This is a genomic window from Acidovorax sp. M2(2025), assembly GCF_049330835.1.
Lineage (GTDB): Bacteria > Pseudomonadota > Gammaproteobacteria > Burkholderiales > Burkholderiaceae_C > Acidovorax.
In genome coordinates, this window is record NZ_CP186262.1 from 2459363 (window position 1) to 2481260 (window position 21898).

Below are 21898 nucleotides of genomic sequence, written 5' to 3' on the forward strand. Positions count from 1 at the left end.
AGCCCCTCCCGATCCGCAGCGCACACTTTCCGCTCGATTCGTGCAGATGGCATGGACGTCTCCACCTCCACCGTCGTTGATGGCGTAGGCCCATGACCCAATAGTGGGTGGGGCCTCGCGGCAACGGCATCAAAGTGCCAAAGTGGAAGTTCGTCGCAACCACTTGAGATCCGGAGGCCCCGCCATGCAATCTACCGCAACGCTGCCCGTCATCGGAATGGATATTGCCAAGAACGTGTTTCAACTACACGTTGTGGATGCCCAGACAGGCGAGATCACACGACACAAGCTCAGGCGTGATCGGGTGACTACATTCTTTGCCAACCGTCAGAGGTCGCTTGTAGCTTTGGAGGCTTGTGGCGGTGCGCACCACTGGGCCAGAACGCTGCAAGCGTTGGGACATGCGGTCAAGCTGCTGCCTGCCCGGCATGTCCGTGCCTTTGTCCTGCGCGACAAGACCGATGCCCGTGATGCCCAGGCTATCTGGGTGGCGGCCCAGCAGCCCCACATTAAGGCCGTGCCGGTCAAGAGCGAGCAGCAGCAAGCCTGTCTGACCCTGCATCGGATGCGGGCTCAGCTTATGAAGGTGCGCATCATGCAAACCAACGCGTTGCGCGGCTTGCTCTATGAGTTCGGCATCGTGTTGCCTGAGGGGCACCGTGCGTTACTCAAGCTCGTTCAGGATGCCCTGGCCGAAGCCCAGGAACAGGCGCGACTTCCAGAGGTGGTGGTCGCCAGCGTTCAAGATCAACTGCGTCGCATCAACAGCCTGCAAAGCGATATCGACCAGTTGGACAAACGGCTGGCCTCGATGGTCAAGCAAAACCGGCCCATGCAGGCGCTGCAGGCCATACCGGGCATCGGTGCGTTGACGGCGACAGCCTTGGTATCTACCGCAACCGACCTGTCCAGCTTCGAGTCAGGCAGGCAATTCGCTGCCTGGTTGGGTCTGACGCCCCGACAGACTGGCACTGGCGGGAAGACTCGGCAGTTGGGCATCTCCAAACGCGGCGATCCGTATGTGAGGACCCTGTTGATGCACGGCGCCAGAGCCGTCATCGCCAGGAGCCAGCGAAGCGGCTGGATTGACAGACTGTTGCTGCGCCGCCCCTACAGCGTGGTTGTTGCGGCCCTGGCCAACAAGCTTGCCCGAACAGTCTGGGCAGTTCTGGTCAAAGGCAAGGCATTTGAGCAGGCGAAATGGAATCCAGTTGAGCTCACGGCAGCGTGAGACCAAAACGATGGGTTGAATACTCCAGGCGCCAAGAAAACGTTTTGAAGGAGAGCACGCAAGAAGCTTGTGTGATGGGTCACCAGGTCAAACCGGGGTGGGGGCAATCCGATAGGGATAAAGGGCTTGGAGCTCGACGTGCAGACAGGAGCCTCACCCGCGAATGCCATCAGGGCCCGCAGGACGAACACCCTGCACCAACAGGCCGTATGTAAGACTGCAAACCCTTCAGACCTTCACACTGCTGAATCTTGCTCTTCTGGAGACGTCCATGTAAGAGCCGTCATCGCCAGGAGCCAGCGAAGCGGCTGGATTGACAGACTGTTGCTGCGCCGCCCCTACAGCGTGGTTGTTGCGGCCCTGGCCAACAAGCTTGCCCGAACAGTCTGGGCAGTTCTGGTCAAAGGCAAGGCATTTGAGCAGGCGAAATGGAATCCAGTTGAGCTCACGGCAGCGTGAGACCAAAACGATGGGTTGAATACTCCAGGCGCCAAGAAAACGTTTTGAAGGAGAGCACGCAAGAAGCTTGTGTGATGGGTCACCAGGTCAAACCGGGGTGGGGGCAATCCGATAGGGATAAAGGGCTTGGAGCTCGACGTGCAGACAGGAGCCTCACCCGCGAATGCCATCAGGGCCCGCAGGACGAACACCCTGCACCAACAGGCCGTATGTAAGACTGCAAACCCTTCAGACCTTCACACTGCTGAATCTTGCTCTTCTGGAGACGTCCATGTAAGCATCCCTAGCGCGCCGCCGTGGCGATGAGGTACGCGTCCAGCGCCGCGTCGTCCACGATGGCCACGCGCCCGAAGTCCAGCGAGACGATGCCCAGGCCTTCCAGCCCGCGCAGCACCTTGTTCACCGTCTGGCGCGACAGGCCCACCAGCTGGCCCAGCTCTTCCTGCGTGAGGTTCAGCCGGCGCGTGCTGCGCCAGAACAGGCGGCTCAGATACAGGGCCACGCGGTGCTCGGGGGACTGCGTGCGCCCGGCTTCGATGATGGTCATCGCCTGGCCCAGGCGCATGTTCAGGTGCTGCACCAGGAACTGGTTGAAGGCCAGGCTGGTCTCGCGCAGGGTCGAGAACAGGGGCAGCGGAAGGCACAGCAGCGTGGTGGGGCGCAAGGCCACGACGTTGTAGCGGCGCGGCTCGGGCTTCATGGCCGAACCTTCGCCAAACCACTCGCCGTCCGGCACGCCGATGAAGGCCGAGGAGCGCCCCTGGCTGGCCGGGCTTTGCAGCATGACCAGGCCCGACAGCACGGCATGCCAGCCCCGGACCGCGCTGCCCGCGGGCATCATGACCGATCCCTTGTCCCCCTGTTCGGCGAACACCTCGTCGCGCAACCGCGACTGCAACGCCGGCGGGACGCTGGGGAACCAGGGCTGCGTTTCGATGAACCGCTGTGCGGTGGGCGCAAAGCAAAGCATGGGGCGATTGTCTCCGCTGGGCGCCCGCCTTCAGGGTTATCCCTGGGCCTTTGTCAAGGGAGCGACAGGTGTTGGCAGGCTGGCGCGCAACGCGCACACTGCGGCGGAATCCTGCGCACGGAGCCGGGGCCGCGTCCCCGCGGGTGACAGCCCGGCACCAGGCTCCGCGCTACGATCATCTCTCCCTTCACTACAACATCCAAGGAGCACCCATGCTGGGCCTGATGCAGAGCCAACCGTTGCTGATTTCGTCGCTGATCGAATTTGCGGAGCGCCACCATGGCGACGCGGAGATCGTGTCGCGGCGTGTCGAGGGCGACATCCACCGCTACACGTACCGCGATCTGGCCGCGCGTGCGCGCCAGCTGGCCAATGCACTGGACGCGCTGCAACTGGCCTTCAGCGACCGGGTGGCCACGCTCGCCTGGAACGGGTACCGCCACATGGAGATGTACTTCGGCGTCTCCGGCTCCGGCCGCGTGCTGCACACCGTGAACCCCCGCCTGCACCCGGACCAGATCGCCTGGATCGTCAACCACGCGGAGGACCAGGTGCTGTGCTTCGACCTGACCTTCCTGCCGCTGGTGCAGGCCGTGCATGCCCGCTGCCCCACGGTGAAGAAGTGGGTGGCCCTGTGCGACGCCGACCGGCTGCCCGCCGATTCGGGCATCCCCGGCCTGACCAGCTACGAGACCTGGATCTCGGCGCAGTCGCCGGACTACGTCTGGCCCCAGTTCGACGAGAACTCGGCCTCCAGCATGTGCTACACCAGCGGCACCACGGGCAATCCGAAGGCCGCGCTCTACAGCCACCGCTCCACCACCTTGCATGCCTATGCGGCTGCGCTGCCCGACGTGATGTGCCTGTCGGCCCGCGATTCCGTGCTGCCGGTGGTGCCCATGTTCCACGTCAACGCCTGGGGTATTCCGTACTCGGCCGCGCTCACCGGCTGCAAGCTGGTGTTCCCCGGTCCCGCCATGGATGGCAAGTCGATCTATGAGCTGATGGAGTCGGAAAAGGTGAGCTACGCGGCCGGCGTGCCCACGGTGTGGCAGATGCTGCTGGGCCACATGAAGCCCTCCGGGCTGAAATTCTCCACGCTCAAGCGCACGGTGATCGGCGGTTCCGCCTGCCCGCCGGCCATGATCCATGCATTCAAGGAAGACTACGGCGTGGAGGTGCTGCACGCCTGGGGCATGACCGAAATGAGTCCGCTGGGCACCCTGTGCACGCTCAAGAACAAGCACCTTGCCATGCCGATGGACGAGCAGATGAAGGTTCTGCTCAAGCAGGGGCGGGCCATCTACGGCGTGGACATGAAGATCGTGGACGGCAACGGGCAGGAGCTGCCGTGGGACGGCAAGACCTACGGCGACCTGCTGGTGCGCGGTCCCTGGATCGTGGCCAGCTACTTCAAGGGCGAGGGGGGCGATCCGCTGGTGCGCGACGCGCAGGGCCGTGGCTGGTTCCCCACGGGCGACGTGGCCACCATCGACGCGGACGGCTTCATGCAGATCACCGACCGCAGCAAGGACGTGATCAAGTCCGGCGGCGAGTGGATCAGCTCCATCGACATCGAGAACATCGCCATGGCCCACCCGGCGATCGCGATGGCTGCGTGCGTGGGCATGCCGCACCCCAAGTGGGACGAACGGCCCATCGTGGCGGTGGTCAAGCGCCCCGGCACCGAGGTCACGCGCGAGGAACTGCTCGCCTTCTACGAGGGCAAGACCGCCAAGTGGCAGATTCCCGATGACGTGGTGTTCGTCGAGGCCATTCCCCTGGGCGCCACCGGCAAGATGCTCAAGACCAAGCTGCGCGAGCAATTGAACGGCTACAAGCTCCCGGGCCTTTGATCGCATGAAAGCTGCCGCGCCGGTGCGCCGTCACGGTCACGGTCACGGCCATGGAGCCTGGCGCAGACCAGGCCCGCGCGCCCGTGGCACCGGCTTCGCCGGGCCACTGGGTGCGTTCTTTCCCCGGGCATTGCACGCGGGGGAAGGCCCGCAGCGCCTCCCGGGGGATGGGGTTCAGTCGCGTGGGTGACGCTGGTAGGGGCAATCCCTGAGCATTGCTTTGTTGCAACGCGGTACGCTGCGTTCATATCGATTCACAAGGAGACAAGACCATGAAATTTGCTATTAAGGCTGTAGCGGCATCGGTAGTCCTGGCGAGCGCTAGCGGCGCGTTCGCTCAAAAAGGTGAGACGGTGAAAATCGCCTGGCTGGACCCGCTTTCGGGCCTGATGGCGGCCGTGGGAACGAACCAGCTCAAGAGCTTCCAGTTCATCGCGGAAGAGTTCAACAAGAAGAACGCGGCGGGCGTCAAGTTCGAGATCATCGGCATCGACAACAAGCTCAGCCCGCAGGAAACCACCAGCGCCCTGCGCTCTGCCATGGACCAGGGTGCGCGCTACGTGGTGCAAGGCAACGGGTCGGGCCCGGCGCTGGCTATCATCGACGCGCTGGAAAAGCACAACGCCCGCAACCCCGGCAAGGAAGTGGTGTACCTCAACTATGCGGCGGTGGACCCCGACCTCACCAACAGCAAGTGCAGCTACTGGCACTTCCGGCTGGATGCGGACACCTCCATGAAGATGGAAGCCCTGACCACGTACATGAAGGACATGCCCGAGGTCAAGAAGGTCTACCTCATCAACCAGAACTATTCGCACGGGCACCAGGTGTCCAAGTACGCCAAGGAAATGATGCAGCGCAAGCGCCCGGACGTGCAGTTCGTGGGCGACGACCTGCACCCCCTGGCGCAGGTGCGTGACTTCTCTCCCTACATCGCCAAGATCAAGCAGTCCGGGGCCGACAGCGTGATCACCGGCAACTGGGGCTCCGACCTGGCGCTGCTTATCAAGGCCGCCAACGACGCAGGCCTGAACAACGTCAACTTCTACACCTACTACGGCTCGGTTACGGGCAGCCCCACCGCCATGGGCGCGGCGGCTGCAGGCCGCGTGTACATGGTGGCCTACGCCCACATGAACCTGCCCGGCGAGATCAACAAGATCGTGGTGGACTACAAGAAGAAGTTCAACGACGACATGTACACCGGCGCCGTGTACCACGCCTTCACGATGCTGTCGGAAGGCTTTGCCAAGGCCAAGTCCACCGACCCGGTCAAGGTGGCGGCGGTCTTTGAAGGAATGAAGTTCAAGAGCTTCAACGGCGAAGTCGAGATGCGCAAGACCGATCACCAGCTGCAGCAAGGCCTGTTCATCTCCAAGTGGGAGAAGGCCGGCGGCAAGTACCCGATCGACTCGGAGAACACTGGCTACACCTTCGTTCCGGTGAAGTACTACGAGCCCTACGTGGCCAGCACGCCCACGTCGTGCCAGATGAAGCGTCCCTCCTGACCTGGACGCCCAGGCCCTGGTCCCCGCACTGGCGCTTCGAGGCCCGACCTGCTCGGGCCTTTTTTTCACCCCTTGTGATGAAAAATTGCAATGAATCTTGAGTTTTTCGTGATCTCTTTGCTGAACGGCGTGAGCTACGGGCTTCTGCTGTTCATGCTGAGCTCGGGCCTCACGCTGATCTTCAGCATGATGGGCGTGCTCAACTTTGCGCACACCAGCTTCTACATGCTGGGCGCCTACTTTGCGTTCACCATCTCGGGCGTCGTGGGGTTCTGGCCGGCGCTGGTGATCGCTCCCCTGGTGGTCTTCGCGCTGGGCGCCGCGTTCGAGCGGTACTGCCTGCGCCGGGTGCACAAGTTCGGCCACGTGCCGGAACTGCTGGTCACCTTCGGGTTGTCCTACCTGATCCTGGAAGTCGTCCAGCTGGTGTGGGGCCGCTCGACCGTGCCCTATGGCCTGCCGACGCAGCTGCAAGGGCCGCTGTTCTCGCTGTACGGCACGCAGTTTCCCAAGTCGCGCTCGTTCGTGATGCTGGTGGCGTTGCTCATGCTGGTGTCGGTGTGGCTGCTGCTGACGCGCACGCGCATCGGCCTCGTGATCCAGGCCGCGCTCAAGTACCCGGAAATGGTGGAGGCGCTGGGCCACAACGTGCCCCGCGTGTTCATGCTGGTGTTTGGCGGTGGCGCGGCGCTGGCCGGCCTGGCCGGCGTGATTGGCGGCAACACCTATGTCACCGAGCCGGCCATGGCGGCATCGGTGGGTTCGATCATCTTCGTGGTGGTGGTGGTGGGCGGCATGGGCTCGCTGGCGGGCGCCTTCCTGGCGTCGCTGCTGATCGGGCTGGTGCAGACCTTTGCGGTGGCGCTGGACTACTCGCTGATCAATGTGTTCCAGGCCGCGGGCGTAGCCGTGACCGACCAGACCTTCGGCTACCCGCTTCTCAAGCTCACGATTTCCCAGGTCGCGCCCATCCTGCCGTACCTGTTCCTCGTGCTGATCCTGATCTTCCGCCCCAAGGGCCTGCTGGGTACCCGGGAGGACTGACCCATGACCACTTCCACACCATCCTCGGCGTCCACGCCGTACTACCGGTTCAAGCCGTTTAATGTCGGCCGCTTTGTCATCTGGACCCTGTTTGCCGTGCTGCTCATCGTGGCCCCCATGCTGTTTCGCAGCAGCCTGGCGCTGACCATGCTGTCGCAGATCGGCTACCTCATCATCATCTGCTTGTCCTACAACATCCTGCTGGGGCAGGGCGGGATGCTGAGTTTCGGGCACGCGGTCTACACGGGGCTCGGCTCGTTCATTGCCATCCACGCCATGAACATGGCCACCAAGGGGACCGTCAACATTCCCCTGGTGCTGATTCCGCTGGTGGGTGGCTTGGCGGGGGCGTTCTTCGCCATCGTGCTGGGCTTCGTCACCACCAAGAAGTCGGGCACGACCTTCGCGATGATCACCCTGGGCATTGGCGAGCTCGTCGCGTCCATGGCGCTGATGTTTCCCGAGTTCTTTGGCGGCGAGGGCGGCATCACCACTGACCGGGTGTACGGCACGCCGCTGCTGGGCCTGACCTTCGGGCCTGCGATCCAGGTGTATTACCTGATTGCTGCGTACTGCTTTGTTTGCACCGCGGCGATGTTTGCCTTCACCGGAACGCCGCTGGGCCGCATTCTCAACGCGGTGCGCGACAACCCCGAGCGGGTGGAGTTCATCGGCTACAACACGCAGCGGGTGCGCTACTTCGCGTTCATCATCGCCGGCTTCTTCGCGGGCATCGGCGGGGGGCTGGCCACCATCAACTTCGAGATCATCACCGGCGCTGACAGCCTGAGCGTGGTCCGCTCGGGCGGCTACCTGCTGTTCACCTTCCTGGGCGGCGCGACGTTCTTCTTCGGCCCCATCATCGGTGCGGTGCTGCTGGTGATCGCGTCGGTGCTGTTGTCGGAGCTGTCCAAGGCCTGGCTGCTGTACCTGGGCCTGGTGTTCCTGTTCATGGTGATGTATGCGCCGGGCGGCATCGCCAGCCTGATCATGATGAACCTGCGCCTGGCCAAATTCGGCAAGCTGCGCGGGCTGTGGGTGTCCTACCTGGCCTTGGCGGGCACGGGCCTGGTGGGGGTGCTGGGCGCGGCCTGCATGGTCGAGATGACCTACCACCTGCAACTCAATGCAGCCCTGGGGCCGGAGCTGCCGTTCCTGGGCGCCACCCTGAACGCCAAGAGCTTTGCGAGCTGGTTTGGCGCCATTTTTGTGGTGGTCACGGGCTTCGGTCTCTTTGAGCTGTGCCGCCGCCAGTTTGTGCGCCAGTGGGGCTCCATCCAGGAAGAAATCGAACATGAAATCAAGCGGGGAGAGGCTCAGTGACCATGGCGGCTGACAACGCAACCTACGCGCTCGAACTGCGCGACCTGCGCAAGAGCTTCGGCAAGACGGAGATCATTCGCGGCGCCAACCTGGCCGTGGCCCCGGGAGAACGGGTGGCCATCATCGGGCCCAACGGCGCGGGCAAGTCCACGCTGTTCAACCTGATCAGCGGGCGCTTCGCGCCCACGAGCGGCGACGTGATCCTCAACGGCCAGCGCATCAACGGAATGCCCCCCTACGAGATCAACCGCCGCGGCCTCTCGCGCAGCTTCCAGATCACGAACATCTTTCCCAAGCTGTCGGTGTTCGAGAACCTGCGCTGCGGCGTGCTGTGGAGCATGGGCTACAAGTACACGTTCCTGCGCTTTCTGTCGAACCTGCACGACGCCAACGAGCGTGCGCGGCAGCTCATGGAGATGATCAAGCTCGACAAGAAGCGCGACACCCTGGCCATGAACCTCACCTACGCGGAGCAGCGGGCGCTGGAGATCGGCATCACCATCGCAGGCGGGGCCAACGTGATCTTGCTGGACGAGCCCACGGCCGGCATGAGCAAGAGCGAAACCACCCGCTTCATCCACTTGATCAAGGAAGTGACCGAGGGGCGCACCCTCCTCACGGTGGAGCATGACATGGGCGTGGTGTTCGGGCTGGCGGACAAGATCGCCGTCGTGGTCTATGGCGAGGTGATTGCCTTTGATACGCCCGACAAGGTGCGCGCCAACCAGCGCGTGCAGGAGGCGTACCTCGGCTCGGTCGTCGCGCACGAGCAGGGCGGGGGGCACTGACATGCGCAACCTTCGTTCCCTGCGCCTTGCCGCCCCGTCTTCCCGCGCCTTGCGCGCGTGCCAGCCCGCCCACGCCGGCGCGGGAGTCGTCACATGCTGAAAATCGAGAACCTCCACGCCTATTACGGCAAGAGCCATGTGCTGCATGGCGTCACCTTCGGCATCCAGCCCGGGGAGATCGTGGCGCTGCTGGGGCGCAACGGCTCGGGCCGCTCCACCACCGCCAAGGCCATCATGGGCCTAGTCGACTGGGAAGGCACGGTGCAATGGAAGGGCCAGTCCCTCAACGGCAAGAAGGCCTACGAGATCGCCCACCTGGGGCTGGGCTACGTGCCCGAAAGCCGTGACGTGTTTCCCAACCTGACCGTGCACCAGAACCTGATGCTGGGGCAAAAGGGCAATGGCAAGGGCAGCCGCTGGTCCTTTGACGACATGTACGCCATGTTTCCCCGGTTGAAGGAGCGCCAGCACACCGAAGCGGGCGTGATGTCGGGCGGCGAGCAGCAGATGCTGACCCTGTGCCGGACGCTGATGGGCGACCCCGACCTCATCATCATCGACGAGCCCACCGAAGGGCTGGCGCCCAAGATCGTGGAGCTGGTGGGCGAGTACCTGCAGACCATCAAGGCCCGCGGCATCTCGGTGCTGCTCATCGAGCAGAAGCTCACCATCGCCATGAAGATATCGGACCGTGCCCTGGTCATGGGCCACGGTGCCATCGTCTTTGAAGGCACGCCGGACAGCCTGCGCGCCGACAGCTACACCCGCAAGGAGTGGCTGGAGGTTTAGAAGGGCGATCCCCCTGAGGCGCTGCGCGCCTCGGTGCAGCCGCCAGAGTCGGCAGCGCTTCGTTGCCGCCCAGGCCTGCGCAGGCAGGCCTGGAGCCGCGGCACAGCCCCTTCTCTCGCGATCCACTGAGGTGCCCGGCCTTCGGTGACCCCCATTCTTTTTGCTCGCGGTTGGCTCGTCACGGAGTGTCTGAAACGCCCTTGTCCCGCCGGGGACAAATTGACACTGTCAAAGCATGGCGAAGTCTCTAAAATAAAAAATCGCACGACCGTTCTTTTTCTATTTTCCAAGGAACAACAGCACCATGACCGCTGAATACAAAGTCCACGGCTCCGTTGCCGTGATCACCATGGTCAACCCGCCCGTCAACGGGCTGGGCCTGGCCACCCGCCAAGGTATCGTGGACGGTCTCGCCCGTGCCAATGCGGATGCCGCCGTGAAGTCCATCGTCATCACGGGCGCGGGTGGTGCGTTCTCGGGCGGTGCGGACATCAAGGAGTTCGGCACCGACAAGTCGCTGCAGGAGCCCAATCTGCTGTCCGTGATCCTGGCGGTGGAAAACTCGGCCAAGCCGGTCGTTGCCGCTGTGCACACCGTGGCCATGGGCGGCGGCCTGGAACTGGCCCTGGGCTGCCACTACCGCATTGCCGCGCCTGGCTGCGCCATTGCGCTGCCCGAGGTCAAGCTGGGCCTGATTCCCGGCGCGGGCGGCACGCAGCGCCTGCCGCGCGTGATTGGCGTGGAAGCCGCGCTCAACCTCATCGTGAGCGGCGAGCCCGTCAAGAGCGAGATGATCGGCGCCGTGCCCGGCCAGAAGCTGTTCGACAAGATGTCCGCGTCAGCCGAGTCGCTGGCCGAGGAAGCCCTGGCCTTTGCGCAAAGCGTGGCCGACGCACGTCCACTGCCCCTGGTGCGCAACCTTCCTTGCAAGCACCCCGAGGGTGACGCGTACTTCCAGTTCGCGCGCAACATGGTCAAGGGCATGGCCAAGAACTTCCCCGCGCCCGCCAAGTGCGTGGACGCCGTGGAAGCGGCCACCAAGAAGAAATTCGCCGAGGGCATGCTGGTCGAGCGCGAGATCTTCATCAACCTGATGTGGACGCCCGAGTCGCGCGCGCTGCGCCACTTGTTCATGGCCGAGCGCGCCGCCAGCAAGATTCCGGACGTGCCTTCGGACACCCCCAAGCGCGACATCAAGCAGGTGGGCGTGATCGGTGCGGGCACCATGGGCGGCGGCATTGCCATGAACTTCCTGAACGCTGGCATCCCCGTCAAGATCCTGGAGATGAAGCAGGAAGCCCTGGACCGCGGCATCGGCACCATCCAGAAGAACTACGAAGCCCAGGTGAAGAAGGGCAAGCTCAAGGAAGACAAATACGCCCAGCGCATGGCCCTGCTGAGCACCACGCTGAGCTATGACGACCTCAAGGACTGCGACCTCATCATCGAGGCCGTGTTCGAAGAGATGGGCGTGAAGGAAGCCGTGTTCAAGCAGCTGGACGCCGTGGCCAAGCCCGGTGCCATCCTGGCCTCCAACACCTCCACGCTGGACGTGGACAAGATCGCCTCGTTCACGAAGCGTCCGCAGGACGTGGTGGGGATGCACTTCTTCAGCCCCGCCAACGTGATGAAGCTGCTGGAAGTGGTGCGGGGCAAGCAGACGGCCAAGGACGTGCTGGCCACCGTGATGGCCGTGGGCAAGAAGATCAAGAAGACCGCTGTGGTTTCGGGCGTGTGCGATGGCTTCATCGGCAACCGCATGATCGAGCGCTACAGCCAGCAAGCCGGCTTCCTGCTGGACGAAGGCGCCACGCCCCAGCAGGTGGACAAGGCCATCGAGAAGTTCGGCTTCGCCATGGGCCCGTTCCGCATGGGCGACCTGGCCGGCAACGACATCGGCTGGGCCATCCGCAAGCGCCGCTATACCGAAAAGCCCGACATGAAGTACAGCAAGACCGCTGACCTGCTGTGCGAGATGGGCCGCTTCGGCCAGAAGACCGGTGCGGGCTGGTACGACTACCAGGCCGGCAAGCGCGACGCGATCCCGAGCGACGTCGTGAACAAGATGATTGAGGACCACCGCAAGGCCCTGGGCGTCACGCCGCGCAAGATTTCGGACGAAGAGATCGTGCAGCGCCTGGTGTTCGCGCTGGTGAACGAAGGCGCCAAGATCCTGGAAGAGGGCATCGCCAGCAAGTCCGGCGACATCGACATGGTGTACCTGACCGGCTACGGCTTCCCCATCCACCGTGGCGGCCCCATGCACTACGCCAGCGAAGTGGGCCTGTTCAACGTGGTGCAGGCCATGAACCGCTTTGCGCAAAACCCCATGGACGACGCCAACGCCTGGAAGCCCGCGCCCCTGCTGGCCAAGCTCGCCGCCGAAGGCAAGGCCTTCCAGTAAGTCAGGTACTTCGCTTCGCCAAATCGCGTACATGACATCGCGCCTTCTCGCACCATGTTGCGTTGCAAATCCTCGTCATAGCGTTGCTATGACTGCGGTTTGCGCCTTGCCTGGCACGAGAACGCATCAATTTCATTTGTAAGCTCATTGACGAAGCGAAGCACCAGGCGCGCACACCGTTCACCGAATAAAGGAATTTCCATGACCTCCGCAGTGATTGTTTCCACCGCCCGTACGCCGCTTGCCAAAAGCTGGAAGGGCTCCTTCAACATGACCCATGGCGCCACGCTGGGCGGCCATGCCGTGCAGCACGCCGTGCAGCGCGCCGGCATCGACGGCGCCGATGTGGACGACGTCCTCATGGGCTGCGCCACGCCTGAAGGCGCCACGGGCAGCAACATTGCCCGCCAGATTGCGCTGAAGGCCGGCCTGCCCATCACCACCTCGGGCGTGACCATCAACCGCTTCTGCTCGTCCGGCCTGCAGACCATTGCCATGGCAGCCCAGCGCATCATCGCGGGCGAGGCCGACGTCTTCGTGGCTGGCGGCGTTGAAAGCATCTCCTGCGTGCAGCAGGAGATGAACCTGCACATGATTCAGGACCTGGCGCTGGCCAAGCAAAAGCCCGAGATCTACTGGAGCATGCTGCAGACCGCCGAACAGGTGGCCAAGCGCTACAACATCACCCGCGAAGCCATGGACGAATACGGCGCGGCCAGCCAGCAAAAAGCCTGCGCAGCGCAGGCGGCCGGCCTGTTCGACGCGGAGATCGCCCCCATCACCGTCACGGCCGGCGTGGCCGACAAGACCCTGGGCCTGATCACCAAGCAGGTCACGGTGAGCAAGGACGAAGGCACCCGCGAAGGCACGACGGTGGAGGCCATCCGTGGCCTGCGCTCCGCGCTGCCCGGCGGCCTGATCTCGGCCGGCAACGCCAGCCAGTTCTCCGACGGGGCCGGTGCCTGCGTGGTGACCAGCGAGCAGTACGCCAGCCAGAAGGGCCTCAAGCCCCTGGGCCGCTTCCTCGGCTTTGCGGTGGCCGGCTGCGAGCCGGACGAAATGGGCATCGGCCCGGTGTTTGCCGTGCCCAAGGTGCTCAAGAAGCTGGGCCTCAAGGTCGATGACATCGACCTGTGGGAGCTGAACGAAGCCTTTGCCGTGCAGGTGATCTACTGCCGCGACAAGCTGGGCATTCCCGCAGACCGCCTGAACGTGAACGGCGGCGCGATTGCCGTGGGCCACCCCTACGGCGTGTCCGGCCAGCGCCTCACGGGCCATGCCCTCATCGAAGGCAAGCGCCGCGGCGCCAAGCGCGTTTGCGTCACGATGTGCATCGGCGGCGGCATGGGCGCGGCCGGCATCTTCGAGGTGTTCTGAGCCATGGACTCGGAGCGTCCCACCGACATGCGCTCCGGCATCGCCTCGCCCGACGCCTTCCTGGCGCTGGGCCGGGAGGTGCTGGCCAACCAGCCCTTCAGCGTGCTGCTGGGGGCCGAGCTTCTGGCGCTGGCGCCGGGGCGGTGCGAGCTGGGCCTGGCCCTTGCGCCGCAACTGCGCCAGCAGCACGGTTTTGCGCACGGCGGGGTGGTGAGCTACCTGGCCGACAACGCGCTCACCTATGCTGGCGGTACGGCCATGCAAGTGCCGGTGGTTACCTCCGAGTTCAAGATCAACTACGTGCGCCCGGCCCTGGGCGAGCGGCTGGTGGCGCGTGCCGAGGCGGTGCACCACGGCAAGAGCCAGGCCGTGTGCCGCTGCGAGGTGTATGCCGTGCAGCAGGGGCAGGAAAAGCTCTGCGCCGTGGCGCAGGGCACCATTGCCGCGCTGCCCGCAGGCGCATCGGACACCGCGGGCGAAGGTGCTGCGCCCGCGGCGGCGCGCGGCTGATGGCGTTGTAGTGCATTGAAGCCGGTACTGGAGGTCGGGAAGCGGGTTGCAAATTGTTACTGCGGGGAAGGGGTGCCGCGCCCCGGGGCGTGTGGTGCCGGGGGCAGAATCCGCCGCGGTTGCCGGCCCGGCAGATGCCGGAGCCGTCCTTCCCGGGTACCTCTGCCGTTCTCTTGACCTTCACCGGACCGTTGTTCCATGCGCCACACCTTGTCTGCCCTTCGATTTTTCACCGCACTGTCTGCGCTGGCCGTGGCCTGCGCAGCCCATGCCCAGAGCTTCAGGCTGCAGCAGCCGCTGGAGACGGATGCCGATGTGGTGCTGCAGGAGATCGTGATCGATGCCCAGCAGACCCGCGTCACGCTGCTCCTGAAGAACTCCACCGGCGAGTCCTTTGAGGCCTGCGCGCACCGCACCGGTTCGACCGAGGCTTTCACGCTCAAGGACCTGGACAGCGGCACGGTGCTGCCCCAGCGCACCGTCAGCGGCCTCACGCTGTGTGGCGGCAAGATGGACACCGTCCAGCCGGGCCGCACCAAGCTCCTGAAGATCACTTTCCCCCCGCTCCCTGCCGGTGCCAAGCGCCTGCAGCTTGGAGAGGCCAATTGCCAGCCCCGGCCCGATTCGGACCTGGATTACTGGTGTTTCAAGAACATCACGCTGCCCGTTCGCTGACCTTCGCCTTGTGCAGGAGGTCGGGCGGGCCGCATTCAAGGAGACCTCATGACCCTGCGTTCCACGCTCGACTTCCTGCTCTACGACTGGCTGCGTGCCGAGGGCCTTACGGCCCGCGAGCGCTTCGCGGACCATTCGCGCGAGACCTTTGACGCTGTGCTGGACACCTGCGAGCGCATCGCGCGCGAGAAATACGCGCCGTTCAACCGCACGGTGGACACCGAGGAGCCGCATTTCGACGGCGAGAAGGTGATCCTGCCCCAGGCCACCTACGAGGCGCTCAAGGCCTATGCGGAATCCGGCCTGCTGTCGGCCGCGCAGGACTACGAGATCGGCGGCATGCAGCTGCCCTACGCCGTGGAAGCGGCGGCCAACAGCTTCTTTGCGGCGGCCTCCATCAGCATCGGCTCCAACCTGCTCACCTCGGGCAACGCCAACCTGCTGATGGCGCACGGCACGGCGCTGCAGAAAGAGGTGTTTGCCCTCAACGAGTTCAACGGCCGCTGGGCGGGCACCATGTGCCTGTCGGAGCCGCAGGCGGGCTCGTCCCTGTCGGACGTGGCCACGCGCGCCGTGCCCGATGGCGAGGGCTATGAGAGCGATCCGCTCGGCCCGCGCTACCGCCTCACGGGCAACAAGATGTGGATCAGTTCGGGCGACCACGAGCTCACCGAGAACATCGTGCACCTGGTGCTGGCCAAGATCCCCGGGCCGGACGGCAAGCTGGTGCCGGGCACGCGCGGCATCTCGCTGTTCATCGTGCCCAAGAAGCTGGTGGACACGCAGGGCCAGCTGACGGGCGTGCGCAACGACGTGGCGCTGGCGGGCCTGAACCACAAGCTGGGATGGCGCGGCACCACCAACACGCTGCTCAACTTTGGCGAGGGCAGGTTCCCGGTGGACGGCAAGGCCGGCGCCGTGGGCTACCTGGTGGGCCAGCCCGGCAAGGGCCTGGCCTGCATGTTCCACATGATGAACGAGGCGCGCATCGGCATCGGCATGGCCGCGACCATGCTCGGCCTGGCCGGCTACTACGCCAGCCTGGACTACGCCAGGAACCGCCCGCAGGGCCGCCCGGTGCAAGGGCCCAAGGACGGCGCTGCGGCCGTGGTCAAGGACGCGGCCCAGCCCCAGGTGCGCATCATTGAGCACGCTGACGTCAAGCGCATGCTGCTGGCCCAGAAGTCGTATGGCGAAGGCGCGCTGGCGCTCAACCTGTTCTGTGCGAAGCTGGTGGACGAGCAGCACACGGGCGACGCGGCATCGGCCGACGAGGCGCGCCTGCTGCTGGAAGTGCTCACGCCCATCGCCAAGAGCTGGCCCAGCGAGTTCTGCCTGGAGGCCAACTCGCTGGCCATCCAGATCCACGGCGGCTACGGCTACACGCGCGACTTTCCGGTGGAGCAGTACTGGCGCGACAACCGCCTGAACATGATCCACGAGGGCACGCACGGCATCCAGGCCATGGACCTGCTGGGCCGCAAGGTGCTCATGGAGAATGGCCGCGGGCTGCAGTTGCTGGCCGCGCGCATCAACGCCACCATCGAGCGCGCGATCCAGGTGCCCGCGCTGGCCTCCCATGCCAACGCGCTGGGCAAGGCCCTGCAGGACGTGGGCGCCGCCACCAAGGCGGCCTGGGCCACCGGCCAGCCGGCCGAGGCGCTGGCCAATGCCGTGCCGTACATGCAGGCCTTCGGCCACACGGTGCTGGCCTGGGTGTGGCTGGACCTGGCGCTGGCCACGCAAGCCCGTGACGCCGCGCTGGCGCAGCCCGCCAGCGTCGGCCGCATGGGCGCGATGCGCTACTTCTTCCATTACGAGCTGCCCAAGATCGGCGCCTGGCTGCAGGTGGTGAGCACGCGCGACGCGACGTGCGCAACGTTCCCGGAAGAGGCCTTCTGATGGCGTCTGCGCATGCGCTCAAGCGCCTGGACCGCCTGGTGTGGGTACTGATCTACGGCGGGTTGTTTGGGCTGGTGCTGGGCATTGCCACGGCCCGCGCGGGCAGCGACGCCCTGGGCTGGGCCCTGGGCGCTGGCGGCGGCGCAGTCACCCTGGCGGGCGTGGTGCTGATTGCTGTGCGGTCCCGCCTGCGGGAGGACGGCGCGCCGTGACACCCGCCGGGCCATCCCGCCGCCGTGACCGCAGCGAGGCCCGACACCCCCGTGACACGCGCGGCCGCCATTGCGCCGCACAATGGCCGCGCAGCTGAGCTTTTTCGTGATGGTTTGCCGGCGGCGCCACCGCCCGCCTGCACCGTGCTACCGACCTACCAACCCAAGGAGACATACCCCATGACCCGCACCATCCAGCAATTGTTTGACCTCACCGGCAAAACGGCCCTCGTGACCGGCGGCTCGCGCGGCCTGGGCCTGCAGCTGGCCCATGCGCTGGGCGAGGCGGGCGCCAAGATCGTGCTCAGCTCGCGCAAGGCGTCCGACCTGGAAGAAGCCGCCGCCGACCTGCAGGCCGCCGGCATCGATGCGCGCTGGATCGCTGCCGACTGCGCCAACGAGCAAGACATCCGCCGCCTGGCCGACGAAACCCTGGAGCGCCTGGGCCACGTGGACATCCTGGTCAACAACGCGGGCGCCGCCTGGGGCGCGCCCGCCGAAGACCATCCCGTCGAGGCCTGGGACAAGGTGATGAACCTGAACGTGCGCGGCTACTTCATCCTCTCCCAGCACATCGCCAAGCACAGCATGATCGCCCGACGGGGCGGCAGCATCATCAACGTGGCGTCCATCGCCGGCCTGGGCGGCAACCCCAAGGGCATGAACACCATCGCTTACAACACGTCCAAGGGCGCCGTGATCAACTTCACCCGCGCGCTGGCGGCCGAATGGGGCAAGTACAGCATCCGCGTCAACGCTATCTGCCCGGGGTTCTTCCCCAGCAAGATGACGGTGGGTACGCTCAAGGCCATGGGCGAGGAAGCCCTGGCCGCGCACGCCCCGCTGGGCCGCCTGGGCGACGACGAGGACCTGAAGGGCCTGTGCGCGCTGTACGCGTCGGACGCGGGCAAGCACATCACCGGCCAGTGGCTGGCGGTGGATGGTGGCGTCAGCATCGTCACTGGTGGTTGAATCGTTGATTCGTTGAGTTGGGGTTGTCTCAAACACCGTTCGGGCTGAGCCTGTCGAAGCCTCGCGCGGCACTTCGACAGGCTCAGCGTGAACGGCTATGAGTGCATTGATGTCCCTGTTCTGAGGAAATCCCTTGAAAAGTTTCGGTGTCAAGATTCCGTTTGTCAGCCACCTGGGCTTCACGCTGCACCACATGGAGGGCGGCGAGTCGGAGCTGCGCTACGAGGCCCGGCCCGAGCACATGAACTCGTTTGACGTGACGCACGGCGGCGCGTCGATGACGCTGCTCGACGTGACCATGGCCACGGCCGCGCGCAGCGACACGCCGGAGCTGGGCGTGGTCACCATCGAGATGAAGACCAGCTTCATGCAGCCTGCGCGCGGGCCGCTGGTGGCCAAGGGGCGCCTGATCCACCGCACGGCCACGCTGGCTTTTACCGAGGGCACGATTTATGACGCCCAGGGCAGGGCGTGTTGTCACGCCACCGGCACGTTCAAGTACGTCAAGCGCCTGCCGGTGGACGGCCGCAGCGTGAATGACCTCAAGGTCATTTCCACTGACTGAGTGGAATTTAGGTAAAAAATGGCTCTGGCGCTTGCTGTATAAGCGCTGGCAGCTATCAAAAATATAGTATTCAACGGCATTTCCGAAGGAGTTCTTCCATGCCCCGCAACCAACAAATCCTTCTCGACAACCGCCCCCAGGGCGAGGCCGTGGCCAGCAACTTCAAGCTGGTGGCGGTAGACACGCCTGCGCTGCAAGACGGCCAGGTGCTGGTGCGCCACCACTACCTGAGCCTGGACCCCTACATGCGCGGCCGCATGAACGAGAGCAAGAGCTACGCCGCCAGCCAGCCGCTGGGCGAGGTGATGATCGGCGGCACCGTGGGCGAGGTGGCCGAGAGCAAGCACCCCAAGTACACCGTGGGCGACAAGGTGGTGGGCATGGGCGGCTGGCAGGAGTACAGCGTGGTCGATGCCGACCAGCCCGGCGCGCTGCGCAAGGTCGACACCACCCATGTGCCGCTGTCGCACTACCTGGGCGCCGTGGGCATGCCCGGCGTCACGGCCTGGTACGGCCTGGTCAAGATCATTGCCCCCAAGGCCGGCGACACCGTGGTGGTGAGCGCCGCCACCGGCGCCGTGGGCAGCGCCTTTGCCGCCCTCGCCAAGGCCCGGGGCTGCCGCGCGGTGGGCATTGCGGGCGGTGCCGACAAGTGCAAGTACGCCGTGGAAGAGCTGGGCTTTGACGCCTGCATTGACTACAAGGAACACAGCGACGTGAAGGCGATGTCCAAGGCGCTGAAGGAAGCCTGCCCCAACGGCATCGACGGCTACTTCGAGAACGTGGGCGGCTGGATCATGGACGCCGTGATGCTGCGCATGAACGCCTTCAGCCGCATCGCCCTGTGCGGCATGATCGCTGGCTACGACGGCGCACCGCTGCCCATGGCCAACCCCGCGCTCATGCTCATCAACCGCATGAAGGTCGAGGGCTTCATCGTGAGCGAACACATGGAAGTCTGGCCCGACGCGCTCAAGGAGCTGGGCACGCTGGTGGGCACCGGCAAGCTGCGCCCGCGCGAAACCATTGCACAAGGCATTGCGGCTGCGCCCGAGGCCTTCCTGGGCCTGCTCAAGGGCAAGAACTTTGGCAAGCAACTGGTCAAGCTGATCTGATGATGCTGAAGTGGACCTGGGCCCGCTTTGATGACCTGGGCGTGCATGCGCTGCATGACGCCCTGGCCCTGCGCTGCAAGGTCTTCATCCTGGAGCAGGGCCCGTACCAGGACCCGGACGGTGCCGACAAGCAATCGCACCACCTGCTGGGCTACGACGAGACGGGCGTGCTGCAAGCCTGCCTGCGCGTGGTGGACCCGGGCGTGAACTACCCCGAGCCCTCCATCGGCCGCGTGGTCACCGCCAAGGAGGCGCGTGGCAATGGCACGGGCCGGGCGCTGATGCAGGAGGGCATTGCCCGTTGCAGCCAGGCCTGGCCGGGCCGGGACATCCGCATCAGCGCACAGGCGCACCTGCAGGGGTTTTACGGCAGCCTGGGTTTTGAGGCGGTGTCCGACGAGTACCTGGAAGACGACATTCCCCACATTGAAATGCTGAGAAGGGCGGGCTGACACCGCCGCAGCCCCTCGACCACTCACCCCACCCACCCGCGAAGGAGCCGACATGACCTTGCCCACCGCCACCCTGGCGCGTACCCATGACGTCTTCAACCAGAGCACGCCGTGGGTGGACGTGAACCTGTTCACCGCCAACCGGCCGCTGCAGGATGCCCTGCGCCTGCAGGCTCCCGCGTTGCCGCTGGCGGGCCTGGCTGCGCTGGGCGCGGAGATGGGGTCGGCCGAGATGCAGACGCATGCACGGCTTGCGAACACGCACCAGCCGCAGCTGCGCACGCACGACCGCTTCGGCCACCGCACGGACGTGGTGGAGTTCCACCCCAGCTACCACGCGCTGATGGGCGCGGCGTTGCGCCACGGCCTGCATGCCACGCCCTGGTCGCGCCAGGACACGGGCCATGCGCATGTGGAGCGGGCGGCGGGCTTCATGCTGTTCACCGAGGCCGAGCCGTCCATCCTCTGCCCCGTGTCCATGAGCTACGCCGTCACGCCTGCCTTGCGGGGCAATGGCGCCGTGTGGGCCGACTGGAACAAAGGCTTGACCAGTACGCAGTACGACCCGCGTCTGGCGCTGTTCTCGCAGAAATCCGCGCTCACCATGGGCATGGGTATGACCGAGAAGCAGGGCGGATCGGACGTGCGCGCCAACACCACCCAGGCCCTGCCCGACGGCGACGATGCCTGGGGCGCGCGCTATCGGCTGACGGGGCACAAGTGGTTCTTTTCCGCCCCGATGTGCGATGCGTTCCTCGTCCTGGCGCAAGCGCCCGGCGGGCTCACCTGCTTCTTCCTGCCGCGCGTGCTGCCGGACGACACCGTGAACGCCCTCCGCATCCAGCGCCTGAAAGACAAGCTGGGCAACCACGCCAACGCCAGCTCCGAGGTCGAATTCATCGACGCGATGGCTTGGCGCGTGGGCGAGGAAGGCCGGGGCGTGGCGCAGATCCTGGAGATGGGCACCATGACGCGGCTCGATTGCGCCCTGGGCACCAGCGGCCTCATGCGGCAGGCGCTCAGCATTGCGCTGCACCACACGCGCCAGCGCTCGGCCTTTGGCAAAAAGCTCATCGAGCAGCCGCTGATGCGCAACGTGCTGGCCGATCTTGCTCTCGAAAGTGAAGCGGCTACCGCTTTGTCCATCAGACTTGCCAGCGCTTTTGACCACAAGGACAAGAGCGAGCACGAGGCGGTGATGGCCCGCCTGCTCACGCCCGTGGCCAAGTTCTGGGTGTGCAAGCGCGGCAGCGTGTTTGCCCAAGAGGCCATGGAATGCCTGGGCGGCAACGGCTATGTGGAAGAGGGCGGCGAGGGCGTGATGGCCCGCATCTATCGCGAGATGCCGCTCAACTCCATCTGGGAGGGCGCGGGCAACATCATGGCGCTGGACCTGCTGCGCGCCGTGCGCCGTGCCGACACCGCCGCCGCCCTGGCCGACGAGCTGGCCCCCGCCCGCGGCGCCCACCCGGCGCTGGACCGCCTGGCCGCTGCACTGCCCCTGCGCGTGGACGCCATGACCACCGAGGCCGAGGCCCGCCGCCTGGCGCAGGACGTGGCCCTGGCCGTGCAGGCGGCGCTGCTGTTTCGCAGCGCACCCGCCGCCGTGTTCGGCGCCTTCTGCGATTCGCGCCTGGCCGGCGACTGGGGCCACAGCTTTGGCACGCTGGGGGCGGGCGTGGATTTCGACACCCTCCTGGTCCGCGCACTCCCGGCCTGACGCACCCCTTCCGAAATCGTGGAGAA

19 protein-coding genes and 1 pseudogene are annotated in these 21898 nt (G+C 65.3%); 19 read left to right on the top strand and 1 reads right to left on the bottom strand.

Features of this window, described 5'->3' with window-relative positions:
* Positions 1-184 precede the first annotated feature (184 nt).
* Entirely contained in the window at positions 185-1231 is a 1047-nt protein-coding gene (locus ACOYR3_RS11440) for an IS110 family transposase (protein ID WP_422842512.1), read from the top strand.
* Between the two features lie 309 nt (positions 1232-1540).
* Positions 1541-1690 (top strand): annotated as a pseudogene (locus ACOYR3_RS11445) (IS110 family transposase); the annotation flags it as partial.
* A gap of 283 nt (positions 1691-1973) precedes the next feature.
* Here ACOYR3_RS11445 and ACOYR3_RS11450 read toward each other — a convergent pair.
* Complete coding sequence (locus ACOYR3_RS11450) at positions 1974-2660, bottom strand: Crp/Fnr family transcriptional regulator (protein ID WP_422842513.1); 687 nt, start codon at positions 2658-2660, stop codon at positions 1974-1976.
* A 212-nt stretch (positions 2661-2872) separates the two neighbouring features.
* Between ACOYR3_RS11450 and ACOYR3_RS11455 the strand changes: the two genes are divergently transcribed.
* The 17 genes from ACOYR3_RS11455 (at position 2873) to ACOYR3_RS11535 (ending at position 21872) form a co-directional block, all read left to right on the top strand.
* Positions 2873-4516, top strand: a complete 1644-nt coding sequence (locus tag ACOYR3_RS11455; RefSeq protein WP_422842514.1) for a 3-(methylthio)propionyl-CoA ligase — start codon at positions 2873-2875, stop codon at positions 4514-4516.
* A 272-nt stretch (positions 4517-4788) separates the two neighbouring features.
* Positions 4789-6024, top strand: coding sequence for a branched-chain amino acid ABC transporter substrate-binding protein (locus ACOYR3_RS11460; protein ID WP_422842515.1), 1236 nt, complete (start codon positions 4789-4791; stop codon positions 6022-6024).
* Between the two features lie 90 nt (positions 6025-6114).
* Positions 6115-7068: a branched-chain amino acid ABC transporter permease gene (locus tag ACOYR3_RS11465; RefSeq protein ID WP_422842516.1), complete on the top strand. Its 954-nt coding sequence runs from the start codon at positions 6115-6117 to the stop codon at positions 7066-7068.
* Between the two features lie 3 nt (positions 7069-7071).
* On the top strand, positions 7072-8391 hold the full coding sequence (locus ACOYR3_RS11470) for a branched-chain amino acid ABC transporter permease (RefSeq protein WP_422842517.1): 1320 nt from the start codon (positions 7072-7074) through the stop codon (positions 8389-8391).
* Between the two features lie 2 nt (positions 8392-8393).
* Positions 8394-9179 carry an ABC transporter ATP-binding protein gene (locus ACOYR3_RS11475; RefSeq protein ID WP_422842518.1) on the top strand — a complete coding sequence of 262 codons (786 nt, stop codon included), beginning with the start codon at positions 8394-8396 and terminating at the stop codon, positions 9177-9179.
* A gap of 93 nt (positions 9180-9272) precedes the next feature.
* The gene (locus ACOYR3_RS11480) at positions 9273-9968 is read left to right on the top strand and encodes an ABC transporter ATP-binding protein (RefSeq protein ID WP_422842519.1); all 696 of its coding nucleotides are present in this window, start codon (positions 9273-9275) and stop codon (positions 9966-9968) included.
* Between the two features lie 304 nt (positions 9969-10272).
* Complete coding sequence (locus tag ACOYR3_RS11485) at positions 10273-12372, top strand: 3-hydroxyacyl-CoA dehydrogenase NAD-binding domain-containing protein (RefSeq protein ID WP_422842520.1); 2100 nt, start codon at positions 10273-10275, stop codon at positions 12370-12372.
* A 201-nt stretch (positions 12373-12573) separates the two neighbouring features.
* Complete coding sequence (locus ACOYR3_RS11490; protein WP_422842521.1) at positions 12574-13749, top strand: acetyl-CoA C-acyltransferase; 1176 nt, start codon at positions 12574-12576, stop codon at positions 13747-13749.
* A 3-nt stretch (positions 13750-13752) separates the two neighbouring features.
* Complete coding sequence (locus ACOYR3_RS11495; RefSeq protein ID WP_422842522.1) at positions 13753-14259, top strand: PaaI family thioesterase; 507 nt, start codon at positions 13753-13755, stop codon at positions 14257-14259.
* A 198-nt stretch (positions 14260-14457) separates the two neighbouring features.
* Positions 14458-14934 carry a hypothetical protein gene (locus ACOYR3_RS11500; RefSeq protein ID WP_422842523.1) on the top strand — a complete coding sequence of 159 codons (477 nt, stop codon included), beginning with the start codon at positions 14458-14460 and terminating at the stop codon, positions 14932-14934.
* A gap of 48 nt (positions 14935-14982) precedes the next feature.
* Positions 14983-16836, top strand: a complete 1854-nt coding sequence (locus ACOYR3_RS11505) for an acyl-CoA dehydrogenase (protein WP_422842524.1) — start codon at positions 14983-14985, stop codon at positions 16834-16836.
* Positions 16836-17048, top strand: a complete 213-nt coding sequence (locus tag ACOYR3_RS11510; RefSeq protein WP_422842525.1) for a hypothetical protein — start codon at positions 16836-16838, stop codon at positions 17046-17048. The genes ACOYR3_RS11505 and ACOYR3_RS11510 overlap by 1 nt, the downstream gene beginning before the upstream one ends.
* A 180-nt stretch (positions 17049-17228) precedes the next feature.
* Complete coding sequence (locus ACOYR3_RS11515; RefSeq protein ID WP_422842526.1) at positions 17229-18020, top strand: SDR family oxidoreductase; 792 nt, start codon at positions 17229-17231, stop codon at positions 18018-18020.
* Positions 18021-18153: 133 nt separating this feature from the next.
* The gene (locus ACOYR3_RS11520) at positions 18154-18585 is read left to right on the top strand and encodes a PaaI family thioesterase (protein WP_422842527.1); all 432 of its coding nucleotides are present in this window, start codon (positions 18154-18156) and stop codon (positions 18583-18585) included.
* A gap of 98 nt (positions 18586-18683) precedes the next feature.
* Positions 18684-19700 carry an NADP-dependent oxidoreductase gene (locus tag ACOYR3_RS11525; RefSeq protein WP_422842528.1) on the top strand — a complete coding sequence of 339 codons (1017 nt, stop codon included), beginning with the start codon at positions 18684-18686 and terminating at the stop codon, positions 19698-19700.
* Entirely contained in the window at positions 19700-20152 is a 453-nt protein-coding gene (locus tag ACOYR3_RS11530) for a GNAT family N-acetyltransferase (RefSeq protein WP_422842529.1), read from the top strand. Before ACOYR3_RS11525 ends, ACOYR3_RS11530 begins: the two co-directional genes overlap by 1 nt.
* 52 nt (positions 20153-20204) lie before the next feature.
* Positions 20205-21872, top strand: coding sequence for an isovaleryl-CoA dehydrogenase (locus ACOYR3_RS11535; protein WP_422842530.1), 1668 nt, complete (start codon positions 20205-20207; stop codon positions 21870-21872).
* Positions 21873-21898: the final 26 nt, after the last annotated feature.